The sequence below is a fragment of the Actinomycetospora soli genome, from assembly GCF_021026295.1.
In the GTDB taxonomy this organism is placed as follows: domain Bacteria; phylum Actinomycetota; class Actinomycetes; order Mycobacteriales; family Pseudonocardiaceae; genus Actinomycetospora; species Actinomycetospora soli.
Genome location: NZ_JAJNDA010000003.1, coordinates 307,084 through 320,522, shown reverse-complemented (window position 1 = coordinate 320,522; position 13,439 = coordinate 307,084). Strand labels below are relative to the sequence as shown.

At 72.0% G+C, this 13,439-nt stretch carries 11 protein-coding genes; 6 read left to right on the top strand and 5 right to left on the bottom strand.

Translation table 11 applies throughout. The annotated features are described in order from the left end of the window. Positions 1-51: 51 nt before the first annotated feature. Positions 52-345 carry a 30S ribosomal protein S20 gene (rpsT, locus tag LN037_RS06375; RefSeq protein WP_230750909.1) on the bottom strand — a complete coding sequence of 98 codons (294 nt, stop codon included), beginning with the start codon at positions 343-345 and terminating at the stop codon, positions 52-54. 227 nt (positions 346-572) lie between these two features. On the opposite strand from rpsT, the gene lepA reads away from it, so the two are divergent. From lepA to LN037_RS06360, 3 genes are all read left to right on the top strand, one after another. Further along, positions 573-2,438, top strand: a complete 1,866-nt coding sequence (lepA, locus tag LN037_RS06370) for a translation elongation factor 4 (protein WP_230751130.1) — start codon at positions 573-575, stop codon at positions 2,436-2,438. 162 nt (positions 2,439-2,600) lie between these two features. After that, complete coding sequence (locus tag LN037_RS06365; RefSeq protein ID WP_230750907.1) at positions 2,601-4,415, top strand: DEAD/DEAH box helicase; 1,815 nt, start codon at positions 2,601-2,603, stop codon at positions 4,413-4,415. Positions 4,416-4,587: 172 nt separating this feature from the next. After that, positions 4,588-6,522 (top strand): FAD/NAD(P)-binding protein, encoded by a 1,935-nt coding sequence (locus LN037_RS06360; protein WP_230750905.1) that lies wholly within the window; start codon positions 4,588-4,590, stop codon positions 6,520-6,522. Here LN037_RS06360 and LN037_RS06355 read toward each other — a convergent pair. Both LN037_RS06355 and LN037_RS06350 read right to left on the bottom strand, forming a co-directional pair. Continuing rightward, the gene (locus tag LN037_RS06355) at positions 6,489-7,301 is read right to left on the bottom strand and encodes a SigB/SigF/SigG family RNA polymerase sigma factor (RefSeq protein ID WP_230750903.1); all 813 of its coding nucleotides are present in this window, start codon (positions 7,299-7,301) and stop codon (positions 6,489-6,491) included. The two genes, LN037_RS06360 and LN037_RS06355, sit on opposite strands and share 34 nt — an antisense overlap. Before the next feature lie 199 nt (positions 7,302-7,500). Then, entirely contained in the window at positions 7,501-8,466 is a 966-nt protein-coding gene (locus LN037_RS06350; RefSeq protein WP_230750901.1) for a quinone oxidoreductase family protein, read from the bottom strand. An 87-nt stretch (positions 8,467-8,553) separates the two neighbouring features. Between LN037_RS06350 and LN037_RS06345 the strand changes: the two genes are divergently transcribed. After that, positions 8,554-8,757, top strand: a complete 204-nt coding sequence (locus tag LN037_RS06345) for a hypothetical protein (RefSeq protein ID WP_230750900.1) — start codon at positions 8,554-8,556, stop codon at positions 8,755-8,757. Between the two features lie 118 nt (positions 8,758-8,875). On the opposite strand, the gene LN037_RS06340 is transcribed toward LN037_RS06345, so the two are convergent. Together LN037_RS06340 and LN037_RS06335 are read right to left on the bottom strand one after the other, a co-directional pair. Next, the gene (locus tag LN037_RS06340; protein ID WP_230750898.1) at positions 8,876-9,664 is read right to left on the bottom strand and encodes an enoyl-CoA hydratase-related protein; all 789 of its coding nucleotides are present in this window, start codon (positions 9,662-9,664) and stop codon (positions 8,876-8,878) included. 96 nt (positions 9,665-9,760) lie between these two features. Next, positions 9,761-10,438 carry a LuxR C-terminal-related transcriptional regulator gene (locus LN037_RS06335; protein ID WP_372460396.1) on the bottom strand — a complete coding sequence of 226 codons (678 nt, stop codon included), beginning with the start codon at positions 10,436-10,438 and terminating at the stop codon, positions 9,761-9,763. Positions 10,439-11,135: 697 nt separating this feature from the next. Here LN037_RS06335 and LN037_RS06330 point away from each other — a divergent pair. Beyond that, on the top strand, positions 11,136-11,513 hold the full coding sequence (locus LN037_RS06330; RefSeq protein WP_230750895.1) for a hypothetical protein: 378 nt from the start codon (positions 11,136-11,138) through the stop codon (positions 11,511-11,513). A gap of 110 nt (positions 11,514-11,623) precedes the next feature. After that, positions 11,624-13,369 (top strand): selenium-binding family protein, encoded by a 1,746-nt coding sequence (locus tag LN037_RS06325; RefSeq protein WP_230751129.1) that lies wholly within the window; start codon positions 11,624-11,626, stop codon positions 13,367-13,369. The last annotated feature ends 70 nt before the right edge of the window (positions 13,370-13,439 follow it).

The window sequence follows — 13,439 nt, the reverse complement described above, 5'->3', positions numbered from 1 at the left end:
ACGACGAAACGGGCGCCCCCGGGATGGGGACGCCCGTCGTCGGGAAGGACCTCAGGCCGGGGTCTTGCCGGCCTTCGCGTCGACCGTGAAGGCAGCCGCGCGGTGCGCCATGCGCGACTTCTTGTTCGCGGCCTGGTTCTTGTGGATGACGCCCTTGCTCACGGCCTTGTCGAGCAGGCGCGCGGCGTGGCGGCGACGCTCGTCGGCGGCGGTGGCGTCGCCGGACTCGACGGTCTCGCGGTAGCGGCGGATGGCCGTCTTGATCTCGGACTTGACCGCCTTGTTGCGCTGGCGGGCTTCCTCGTTCTTGCGGTTACGCTTGACCTGCTGCTTGATGTTCGCCACGGGGCTTTCGAACCTCTTGATCGCTGGGGTGTCTTCGTGCGGGCGCGCAACAGGCGTCCAGCCCGCACGGCGCAGTGGGTTCCAGGTTACCAACGGCCCTCGCCGACGATGACCGTCGGGGTGTCGTGGGACGATGGAGCTCGACCGACCGAAGACCGAAAGGCGAGACCTCGTTGACCGAGACCACCACCCAGCAGTCGACCAAGACCCCTGGCCGACCGGGCACCGTGGGCTACGCCGACGAGACGTTCACGCCCCCGGACCGGATCCGCAACTTCTGCATCATCGCGCACATCGACCACGGGAAGTCCACGCTGGCCGACCGGATGCTGCAGCTGACGGGCGTCCTGGGCGACCGGGCGTACCGCGCGCAGTACCTCGACCGCATGGACATCGAGCGCGAGCGCGGCATCACCATCAAGGCGCAGAACGTGCGCCTGCCGTGGTGCGCCGCCGGTCCCGACGGCGAGCTGCGCGACCACGTGCTGCACCTCATCGACACCCCGGGCCACGTCGACTTCACCTACGAGGTCAGCCGCTCGCTCGCCGCCTGCGAGGGCGCGATCCTGCTGGTGGACGCCGCGCAGGGCATCGAGGCGCAGACGCTCGCGAACCTCTACCTCGCGCTCGACCACGACCTGGAGATCATCCCGGTCCTCAACAAGATCGACCTGCCGGCCGCGGAGCCCGAGAAGTACGCCGCCGAGATCGCGCACCTCATCGGCTGCGAGCCCGAGGACGTGCTGCGCATCAGCGCGAAGACCGGGGACGGCGTCGCGGCGGTGCTCGACGAGGTCGTGCGGCGGGTCCCGGCCCCGGTCGGCGACGCCGACGCCCCCGCCCGCGCGATGATCTTCGACTCGGTCTACGACACCTACCGCGGCGTCGTCACCTACATCCGCGTCGTCGACGGCAAGATCACCCCGCGCGAGCGCATCCGCATGATGAGCACGAACGCGGTGCACGAGCTGCTCGAGGTCGGGATCATCTCGCCGGACCAGAAGCCCTCGCAGGGCCTCGGGGTCGGCGAGGTCGGCTACCTCATGACCGGCGTGAAGGACGTGCGCCAGTCCCGCGTCGGCGACACGGTCACCACCGAGCGCAAGGGCGCCGGCGAGTCGCTCGGCGGCTACCAGGACCCGCAGCCCATGGTGTTCTCCGGGCTCTATCCCATCGACGGCAGCGACTACCCGCTGCTGCGCGACGCGCTGGACAAGCTGCGCCTCAACGACGCCGCCCTGTCCTACGAGCCCGAGACGTCGGCGGCGCTGGGCTTCGGCTTCCGCTGCGGCTTCCTCGGCCTGCTGCACCTCGAGATCACCCGCGACCGGCTCGAGCGCGAGTACGGCCTCGACCTCATCTCCACCGCGCCGAACACCGTCTACCGGGTCGAGCTCGACGACGGCGGCGAGGTCGAGGTGACCAACCCGGCCGAGTGGCCGGAGGGCAAGGTCAAGGCGGTCTTCGAGCCGGTCACCAAGGTCTCGGTGCTCGCGCCGGCCGACTTCGTGGGCGCGATCATGGAGCTCTGCCAGTCGCGGCGCGGCTCGCTCGAGGGCATGGACTACCTGTCCGACAGCCGGGTCGAGCTGCGCTACTCGATGCCGCTCGCCGAGATCATCTTCGACTTCTTCGACGTGCTGAAGTCCAAGACCCGCGGCTACGCCTCGCTGAACTACGAGCCCGCGGGGGAGCAGCCGGCCGACCTGGTCAAGGTCGACATCCTGCTGCAGGGCGAGCCGGTGGACGCGTTCTCCGCGGTCGTGCACAAGGACGCCGCGTACGCCTACGGCAACTCGATGGCCGGGAAGCTGCGCGAGCTCATCCCGCGCCAGCAGTTCGAGGTGCCGATCCAGGCGGCGATCGGCTCACGCATCATCGCCCGGGAGACGATCCGCGCGATCCGCAAGGACGTGCTCTCCAAGTGCTACGGCGGCGACATCACGCGGAAGCGCAAGCTGCTGGAGAAGCAGAAGGAGGGCAAGAAGCGGATGAAGACGATCGGGCGGGTCGACGTCCCGCAGGAGGCCTTCGTCGCCGCGCTGTCCACCGACCAGAACGCCGTCGACAAGGCCAAGTCCGGCAAGAAGTGACGTACGACCTGCCGTCGGGAAGGCCCTTCCCGACGGCGGGTCGGGGCGGCTCGCGTACGATGGTCATGTAGGTGCCGAGCTGTCGGCCTGGGATGGACCGCGCGTGTGACGGGTCCGCGGACAGCTCTCACCGTCCGACGAACCCCTCCCTGAAAGAGATCTGTGACCCACGCTGCTGTCCTGTCCGACTCCGACCTCCCGCTGGACCCCTTCCTCGACGAGTCCGACGACTCGTCGGCCGACGACGCCGTGAACGGCTTCGTCACCCTCGGCCTCGACGACCGGGTGGTCTCCACCCTGGTCGAGTCCGGCTTCCACACGCCGACGCCGATCCAGGCCGAGACGATCCCGCTGCTCCTCGAGGGCCGCGACGTCCTCGGGCTGGCGCAGACCGGCACCGGCAAGACGGCGGCCTTCGCGCTGCCGCTGCTCTCGCGCCTCGACGCGAGCGTGCGCGCCCCGCAGGCGCTGATCCTCACCCCCACCCGTGAGCTCGCGATCCAGGTGGCCGAGGCCATCGAGTCGTTCGCCGCGGCGCTGCCGCACGTCCACGTGGTGCAGCTCTACGGCGGCGCCCCCTACGGCCCGCAGCTCTCGGCGCTGCGCCGGGGTGCGCAGATCGTCGTGGGGACGCCCGGTCGCGTCGCCGACCACCTCGAGAAGGGCACCCTCGACCTCACCGACGTCGGGTACTTCGTGCTCGACGAGGCCGACGAGATGCTCAACATGGGCTTCCTCGAGGAGGTCGAGAACATCTTCGGCCTGCTCCCGGCCGACCGTCAGGTGGCGCTGTTCTCCGCCACCATGCCGACGGCGATCCGCGAGGTCAGCCGCAAGCACCTGAATGCGCCCGCCGAGGTGTCGATCAAGGGCAAGACGACCACGGCGGCCAACACCCGGCAGCGCTACGTCGTCGTGCCGGAGCGGCAGAAGGCCGACGCCCTCGCCCGCATCCTGCAGGTCGAGGACTTCGACGCCGCCCTCGTCTTCGTGCGCACCCGCCAGAACACCACCGACGTGACCGAGGCGCTGAACCGCCGTGGGTTCTCGTCGGTCGCGATCTCGGGCGACCTGTCGCAGGTCCAGCGCGAGAAGACGATCGCCGACCTGCGCTCCGGGAAGATCGACGTGCTGGTCGCCACCGACGTCGCCGCCCGCGGGCTCGACGTCGAGCGGATCAGCCTCGTCGTCAACCACGACCTGCCGACCGACCCCGAGTCCTACGTGCACCGCATCGGTCGCACCGGGCGCGCGGGTCGTTCCGGCGACGCGATCTCGTTCGTCACCCGCGGCCAGATCCGGCTGATGCGGGCGATCGAGAACACCACCCGCCAGAAGGCGGAGGAGATGTCGGTGCCGGGCACCGACGAGGTCAACGCCCGCCGGCGGGCCCGGTTCGCCGAGAAGATCACGGCGACCCTCTCGGGCCACGACGACGGCGGCGACCCGATCGCGGTGTTCCGTCGCGTCATCGACGAGTACGTCGCCGAGCACGACGTGGACCCCGTCGAGCTGGCCGCGGCGCTGGCCAAGATGGTCCAGGGCGGCAAGCCGCTGCTGGTCGACGAGCTGCCCACGCCCCCCGCCCGCGGGGACAAGCGTGGTCGTGACGACAAGCCGGGGCGGGGCCAGGGCAAGCGCCCGACCACGGTCTCGTCGTGGAACGTCGGGTCCGCGACCGACACGTACCGCATCGAGGTCGGTCACAACCAGCGCGTGAAGCCCGGCGCCATCGTGGGGGCCATCGCCAACGAGGCCGGGCTCGATTCCGCGCACATCGGGCACATCGACATCCGCACCGACCACACGCTGGTCGAGCTGCCCGCCGACGTGCCCGGACCCGTCGTCAAGAAGCTCCAGCGGGCCCGCGTCGCCGGGCGTCCGATGGGCCTGCGCCGTGCCTCCGAGGCCGGCGGATCGGCGCCCGCGCCGCGTCCGGAGAAGCGCGGCCCGCGTCGGGACCGCCCGACCCGCTAGTCCGCACCGACCCGGAGGGCCCCGTCGCACATCGCGACGGGGCTCTTCGTCGTCCCGGGTGTGGCGCCGTCCTGACGATGAGCGTCAGCGGTGGGCCACGGCTGACATCAGCCCACGAGACCGCGCCACATCGGGTGGCCGCGACCCGGTCCCGCGCCTACCGTCGGATGACATGACGCGTTCGGTCGTGATCGTCGGTGGCGGACCACGCGGGACCGGGGTGCTGGAACGTCTCGTCGCCGGCGCGCCCGGCGCGGGGGTCGACGCCGAGCATCCGCTCGACGTCCACCTCGTCGACCCGTACCCCGCCGGCTCCGGCCGGATCTGGCGCACGGCGCAGTCCGAGCTGCTGTGGATGAACTCCATGGCGGCGGACGTGACGATGTGGACCGACGACTCGGTCACGTGCACCGGCCCGATCGTCCCCGGCCCGAGCCTCATCGAGTGGGCCGAGGAGGTCCGGGACGCGCACGCGGAGCCCGAGGGCCGCGTCGGCGAGGAGATCCGGTCGCTGACCGGCGCCACGTTCCCCACCCGGCAGCTGCAGAGCCACTACCTCGCGGACGTCCTCGACCGCGTCCTCGCCTCCGCCCCCGACGGCGTCCGCGTCCACGTCCACCAGCAGCGCGCGGCGGGCCTCGTCGACGGCGACCTGCGTCGGGTCCGGCTCGAGGACGGTGACGTGCTCCACGCGGACGCCGTCGTCCTCGCCTCCGGCCACCTCGACGCCGCCCCGACCGACGACGAGGCCGCCCTGCTGCGCTGCTCGCAGCGCCTCGGGCTGCGCTACTTCGCGCCCGAGCAGACGTCGGACTCGGAGCTGGACACGATCCCGCCGGGGGAGACCGTGCTCGCGCGCGGGATGGGCCTCGCGTTCATCGACCTCATGGTCCTGCTCTTCGAGGGTCGCGGCGGCCGTTTCGAGGAGGACCCGGAGGGTCCCGACGACGGGTCCGGGCGCGGTCGCCTGGTCTACGTCCCGTCGGGCCGCGAGGTGTCGCTGCACGTCGGCTCCGGCCGGGGCGTGCCGTACCACGCGAAGACCGAGTACACGCTGATCGGACCGCGCCCGCCGCTGCCGCGGTTCTTCGGGCCGGACCAGGTCGACGAGCTCGCGGCCCGGCAGGGCGGGGTGAGCCTGCGCAAGGACGCGTGGCCGCTCATCGCCAAGGAGGCAGGCTGGGGCTGGTACCACGAGCTCTTCCACGGCCACCCCGACCGCGTCGTCGGCGACTGGGACACCTTCGCCGCGGCCTACGCCGAGGTGGACTGGTACTCGGTGGAGCGGGAGCGGCTCGTCGAGCACCACGTGCCGGACGAGGCCGACCGGCTCGACTTCGAGCAGCTCGACCGGCCGCTCGACGGGCTGCGGACCGACCCCGACACGCTGCATAAGTTCCTGCGGACCTACATCAGCGACGACCTCGCGCGACACGTCGACCCGACGCACACCGAGGAGCTGGGCGCCTTCACGGCGATCCTGAGCGCCTACATGCAGTCGGTCGAGCTCACCAGCCGTGGCGCGCTCACCGCGAAGTCGCGGGCCCGCGACCTGGGCTGGTGGCAGAACCTGTTCTCGTCGCTCGCGAGCGGGCCGCCCGGGCCGCGGCTGCGTCAGCTGCTCGCGCTCAACCGGGCCGGGTTCGTGACGTTCCTGGGGTCGGGCGTGTCGGTGGAGATCGACGAGAGCACGCCGTCGTTCGTGGCCACCGGCGCGGCGCTGGACGCGCCGCCGACCCGGGCCACGACGTTCGTCGACGCCCGGCTCGCCTCACCCAGCGTGCGCCGCAGCTCCGACCCGATGCTGCGCTCGCTGATGCGGGCCGGACTCGTCGACGAGGAGACGCTGAGCTGGAACGCCTGCTCGCGCGGCGACGACTACTCCGGCGTCGTCGAGCACTCCACGGGTCTCGTCCCCGTGGACCCCGCCGACCACCGGGTGCTCACCGGCCCCGAGCAGGAGCCGCACCCGCGGCTGTTCGCGATCGGGCCGCACACCACGGTGCGGCTACCGGGTGCGTTCACCCGGCCGAACACGAACAGCCTCAGCTTCCGCGCGAACGACGCGGTCGCTCAGGCGCTCTTGGCGATCACCGCGGACGACTGACCGGCGGAGGTCGCGTCCCGGACCCGGGCGCGCTCGCGGAGGCGCTCCAGGGTCTGGGAGAGCAGCCGCGAGACGTGCATCTGGGAGATCGAGAGCCGCTCCGCGATCTCCGACTGCGTCTTCTCGTGCACGAAGCGCAGCACGAGGATCGTGCGCTCGCGCTCGGGCAGCGTGCCGACGAGGTCCCGCACGAGGGCCCGCGACTCGACGTGCGCGAGGTCCGGGTCGTCGTGGCCGAGGACGTCGGCGACCGTCGTGTCGGTGCCCTGCGTGAGCGTCGAGTCGAGCGAGTCCGGCCGGTACGAGTGGTGCGCCGAGATCGCCTCGATGACCTCCTCGCGGTCGATCCCGAGGTGCTCGGCGAGCTCGGTGGCCGTGGGGGCGCGCCCGAGCTGCTGGCCGAGCGTCGTCGACGCGGTGCCGACCTGCAGGTAGCGGTCCTTCACCCCGCGCGGGGTGCGGATGGCCCAGGCCGAGTCGCGGAAGTGGCGGCGGACCTCGCCCATCATGGTCGGGACCGCGTAGGACAGGAAGTCGCGGCCCTGGTCCGGGTCGAACCGTCGCAGGGCGTGCAGCAGGCCGATCGCGGCGACCTGCTCGAGGTCGTCGACGGCCTCGCCGCGGCGCGAGAAGCGACGCGCGATGTTGCGGGCGACCGGCCGGAACGCGTCGGTGAGTTCGGCGGTGAGCCGGTCGCGTCGGGGGTCGTCCGCCGGCAGGGAGGCGAGTTCCTCCAGCTGCGGGGCGTACTGGTCGTAGGCACTGGTGCGCTCGGACACGGGCAGACCTCACAGACGCGCATGGATGCGGTCCGCCTGGCTGCGGTGTGAACCACGACGGGGGAGCAACAGGCCACCGGAGACGGCAGGCCCGAACCAAGACTGGTTGCTCAACCCTGGGTAATAGCCATTCCCGGAGCCCGGAAAGATCAAACATTCCCGACGACGGGTCGCGGGGGACCCGTCGTCGGGACGCGGTTCAGCGGGTGAAGACGATCTTGCCGGCGGTCTCGCCGTCGAACATGGAGCGGAAGCCGGCCTCGGCGTCGGTCATCGGCAGCTCCTGGCCGACCTCCGGGGTGATGCCGGTGGTGGCGACGAAGTCGAGCAGGTCACGCAGCTCGTCGAGGGTGCCCATGGTCGAGCCGACCAGGTTCTTCTGCAGGAAGAACATCTGCGCGAGCTCGGCGGGCGGCTGGTTGCCCGACGTGGCGCCGGAGCAGACGATCGTGCCGCCGGGCACCAGCGAGCGCACCGAGTGCTTCCAGGTGGCCTCGCCGACGGTCTCGAACACGGCCTGGACCTTGCCCGGGAGCTTGCCGTTCGACTCGAACACCTGGTGGGCGCCGAGGCGCAGCGCGAGCTCGCGCTTCTCCTCGGTGCGTCCGGTGACCCACACCTGCATGCCCGCGGCGCGGCCGAGGGCGATCAGGGCGGTGGAGACGCCGCCGGAGGCGCCCTGGACGAGCATCGTCTGGCCGCCGCGCAGGCCGGACTTGGTGAACAGCATGCGGTAGGCGGTCAGCCAGGCCGTGCCCATGACCGAGCCGGCGACGGCCGACATGCCCTCGGGGCGGGGGACGGCGTTGCGCTGCGGGACGACGACGTAGTCGGCGAAGCTGCCCTGCGCCCACTCGGTGAGCATCTTGCGCTTCGGGTCGAGGGTCTCGTCGCCCTTCCAGTCCGGGTCACCCATGAGCGAGTGCAGGACGACGGGGGTGCCGTCGTCGAGGGTGCCGGCGCCGTCGCAGCCCAGGATCATGGGGAACTGCTCGGGCTTGATGCCGACGCCGCGCAGCGTCCAGAGGTCGTGCATGTTGAGGCTGGCGGCCTCCACCTTGACCCGGACCCAGCCCTCAGGGACCTCGGGGTCGGGACGCTCACCCACGACGAGGGAGGCGAGCGGATCGTCGGCGTTGGGCTCGGACGCGTAGACGGCGAACATGCGCCGAACCTATCGGGGCGCGCCCGGGGGCGCCGGGAGACGGAGCGGCCCGGAGCCCGATCGCGGGGCCCCGGTACCGTGGCCGTCGTGCTGCACGCCGTCGCGACCTGGTGGGACGGGGTCGAGCTCTGGCTCACCCAGCTCGACTTCACGCTCCAGGTGATCATCGTCGTCGGCGTGGTGGGCCCGGCGTGCTGGGGGCTCGCCGCGCTGGTGGACACCCTCGTCGAGCGGACCGTGGCGTGGCGCCTCGCGGCGCTCGAGCGCCGCAGCGGCCCCGTCGACCGGTGAGCCGCCGCTACGCCCGGCTGTGGGTCACGGGCACCCTCATCGCCCTGATCCTGCTGGTGCTCGTCCTCCATGTGCTCCGCACGTGAGCACTAAAGGCTGCTATAGCGACCGTTAGTGCTCACGAGGGCGCAGCCCACCTGGGAGGACGCTTCTCCGCGAACGCCGCCATGCCCTCCTGCCCTTCCTCGGAGGCGAAGAACTCCGCGGAGAGCGCGAGCATGGCGTCGAAGTCGGCGGCCATGTCCTGTTCCGGGGTGCGGCGCAGCATCTCCTTGGTCGCGGCCAGCGCCGTCGGGGCGCCCAGGGCGAGCATCGCGACGTAGCGGTCCACCTCGGCGTCCAGCGCGTCCGCGTCGACCGCGGCGTTGAGGAGCCCGACGGCGGCCGCCCGGTCGGCGTCGAAGACCTCGCCCGTGAGCATGAGTTCGTGCGCGGCCCGGGGGAGCAGGCGCGGCAGCACCGGGACCGAGATGACGGCGGGCACCACGCCGATGCGCACCTCGCTGAAGGCGAAGGTCGCGCCCTTCGACCCGTCACCCGCACGCGCGGCGAGGGCGATGTCGCACGCTGCGACGAGGCCGACCCCGCCGGCGCGCGCCGGTCCGGCGAGACGCGCCACCACGGGCTTCGGCGAGGTCCACAGCAGGTGCAGGATCGCCGGGAACTCCTGCACGCCCTGGTCGCCGGACCCGGCTCCCCGGGACTCCCGCAGGTCCATGCCGGAGCAGAACACCGTGCCGGTGTGGGTCAGCACCACCACCCGGACGGCGTCGTCGGCCAGCGCGGTCTCCAGGTGCGCACGCAGTTCGCGGCGCAGCTGGGCGGAGAGCGCGTTGCGGTTGGTCGGCGAGTCCAGCGTGATCGTCGCCCGGCCGGCGGCGACGTCGAGGTGCACGAGTTCGGTCACGGGGCGGCACGCTAGCCGCCCCACCCCGGTGGCAGGAAAGCGTCGTCGCTGCCGCGCGGCGACCTCGACGCCGTCCTGCCACGAGGGCGGTGGACGTCAGCGCACCACGCCGGCGCGCATGGCGAGCGCGACCATCTGGGCGCGGTCGCCGGTGCCGAGCTTGCGCCCGATCCGCGAGAGGTGGGACTTGACGGTCAGCGCCGAGAGGCCGAGCTCCGAGCCGATCTCGGAGTTGGAGTGGCCGTCCGCGACCTGCTGGAGCACCTGGACCTCGCGCTGCGAGAGCTCGCGCGGGGCGCCGTCGACGGCCGCGATCCGGGTGCCCGTGCCGGTCGGCGAGGGGACCGGGGCGTCGGGCTCGACGACGCGGCAGACCCCGGAGTCCGACGTCAGGTACGCGAGCGCCCCGACCCCGAACGCGGCCTGCGCGGCGGTGTGGTCGTCGGGGCCGACCGCGACCGCACGCCAGCCGTCGGCCCGCAGCTCGGCGATCAGGGCGAGGGCGTCGCCCTCGACGAGCCCCAGGTCGACGACGGCGAGCTCGCACGGCGGCCCGGAGCGGGCGCGGCGGCGGGCGTCCTCGGCCGAGGACGACTCGAGGACGGTGCCGGCCCCGGCCTCGACGAGGGAGCGGGTGAGCGCGTCGCGACGACGCTCGTCGCCGTCGACGACGAGCACGGAGAGCCCGGGCGCCTCGGGGGAGCGCTGCTGGGTCGGCGCGAAGAGCGAGCCCGGCACCGCCCGCTCCGAGGAGGGGGTGCGTGCGGCCGGGATCATCGCCGGTCGGGTGTCACCCGAGGGAGCGGCAGCCTCCGGACGGACGAAGGACTGGTGGTCGATGAGCGGGAACACACCACCCCATCGGTCGTCCCTCGATCGGGCTTGACCCCACCGGTCGAGGTTTCGTCGACGGATCTTCGTGGGCTCGGTCCGCAGTCGCCCGGACACCTGCGCGTACGCGGTCGTCCACGTCACTCGAACGAGTGGATACGGCCGTGAGAGCTGTGCCACATTCCGCCGGTCGGGCGAATGTCGGACAGCCCAGGTCGATGGTTCCCGACGTGACCGAGATCACTGAGGCTGCAACGTTTGATCGCTGCTCGGGTGCTCACGGTGTTTTGACCTGCTCGTCAGGTCATGGTCAAGTCCTCCCCATGCACACCGCCCGGCGATTCGCGATGCGACGCCACGTCGACCTGCGTCTGCAGGCGAGCGCGCTGTGTGCCGTGTCGGCCGGCTGAGTTCCCCGACTCCTCTTCCCGGCCGACGCCCGACCCGGCGGCCCTCTCGCCCGTCCCGGCGGCCGCCGGACCCCTCCCCGCAGGAGAACGGCGCCCCGCGTCCGCGTGTGACGACGCGGACGCGGGACGCCGCGTGCGGGGTGGATCCGTGGTGCCCGACGTCCTCCCTGGCAGGCGTGGCGTCGAGCACCGCGTGTTCGACCCGTTCCCCGATCAGAGAGGTTCTCGCAGTGTCCCCGAAGACACCAGCGGCGCGCCGTGTCGCGCTCGGCGGACTGGCGGCGCTCGCCGCCCTCGCCGCCACCCCGGGCCTGGCCACCGCCGCCGAGCTCCCGACGCTCCCCACCACGCTGCCCACCGACGGCGTCACCGAGGGCGCCGGTCTCGGGCCGGACCCGCTCACCGCCGTCGTCGGTGGCGGGCTCTCCTCGATCCCCGGCTCCGACAGCGCCACCACCCCCGACGACCCGACGCCGGTGCCGGTCGGCGCGCAGTACGGGGCGAAGCCGGAGACCGTGCTGCTCGGCGTCCCGCTGAACGGCCTCCTGAACTCGGTGCAGCGTTCGACGGCGATCATCCCCGGCTCCGGACCGGGGGACTACGCGTGAGCGGCGGCCGGCACCGTCGCCTCCTGGACCGGCTCTCGGTCCGGGCGAAGATCGCCACCGTCGTCGGCGCGCTCGCCGTGATCGCCGGCGCCGTCGTCGTCCCCACCGCCATGACCGCGAGCGCGGACATCGTCCCGCAGCGCCAGACGATCCAGGGGTCCGACGGCAAGGACTACTGGGTGGAGAACCACGTCGACCCGTCGGCGCTGAAGGCCTCCCAGGACGCGGCGCGGGGCATCGGCACCCGCCCCGAGTACCTCGTCGTGTGGGCCGGTGACGAGAACGTCGCCGACACCGCGGTCCCGCAGGTCAAGAAGCTGCCGGGTTCGCTCGCCAAGCCCCTGGACACGGTGCGCAACGCCGCTCCGGGCCCGGACTTCATGGCCGTCATCGACGCCACGAAGGGCTCGCCGACCTACGGCAAGGTCGTCAACACCGCGACCGTCGGCCCCCTCGTGGAGAACGAGCCCCACCACATGCAGTACGCGTGGCACAAGGGCAACAAGATCTTCGCGGGAGGCCTGTTCACGGCCGCGACCTACGTCTTCGACGTCTCGAAGCTGCCGGCCCTGGGCCTGTCGGGCATCAGCCTGCCCACCCAGACCGCGTGCGGCTCGGTCCCGGACGCCTACTGGGTGACCAAGGACGGCAACGCCTACGGCACCTACATGGGCGGTCCGATCGCGCCCGGCCCGTGCCGCTACACGAACGGCGAGGTCCGCTCGGGCAACGGCTTCGCGGGCGCCCCGGGCGAGGTCGTCCGCTTCGACCCGACCGGGAAGAAGATCGTCGAGGCCCCGGCGGCCACCACCACGCCGGAGGACCCGAAGCAGTGCCTCAACCTGCCGGCGCTGTCCAACCCGACCTGCGCGAACCCGCACGGGATCCAGGTCCGCGAGGACCTGAGGACCATGGTGACCAGTGACTACGCCGAGCCGCGGACGATCATCCTCGACCCGGTCAAGGCGCCGTCGCCCAACCTGCGGCGCACCACGGTCCGCACCTGGGACATCTCCGACCCGGACCACCCCGAGGTCAGGTCGGTGAAGTACCTGCCGGTCGGCCCCCGCTCGGGCGCCGAGGACCCGCTGCACAACGAGAACCGTGCGGTCATGGAGACCACGGTGACCAACCAGCCGGGCAACAAGGGCGCGTTCGCCATGACCATGCAGGGCGGGGCGATCTACTACACGGCCGACATGACGGCCAAGGACCCGGTGTGGCGCGAGGTCTACGACCTCACCGCGGCGGTCAAGCAGATCGACCCGAAGGCGGACACCGGTTCCGGCCTCAACGGTGGCTGGCTGCAGACGAGCCCGGACGACAAGACGCTCTACCACGCGGTGATGGGTCGTCAGCCGGGTTCGCTCGGCAAGGACGACAAGGGCACGGCGGGCGGCGTCATCGCCCTCGACATCTCCAAGCTGGTCGGCGCGGGCGTGAACGCCACCTGCTCGATCGAGACGACGGCCCAGGAGACCGACCCGGGCCCCGGCTGCCCGACGTTGCGCAGCGCCCTGCCGATCAACCCGGGCGAGACCGCCGGTGGCCCGCACTGGGGCGCGCTGGACAACCTCGAGCTCGGCCAGGACGGGTTCTACCGTGAGACCGAGAACCCGACCCGCCTGTCCACCGCGAACTACTTCGTGGCCCGCACCGGCCTCGACGGCGACCACCGCGTCTGCATGGTGGACATCGCGAAGGACGGCGACATGAGCCTGGACCGGGACTTCAAGGACGAGGTCACGGGCGAGCCGTGCGTCGACTTCAACCGCGCGAACTGGCCGCACGGCCCGTTCGGCAACGCGAAGCCGCACTCCCAGCTGTTCGTGACGGCCGACGGTGACATCAAGTAGCACCCTCTCGGCTCCCGCTCCGACCCCGTCGCAGGACGGGGTCGGAGCGGGCCCGGCGCCCACCCTTCCG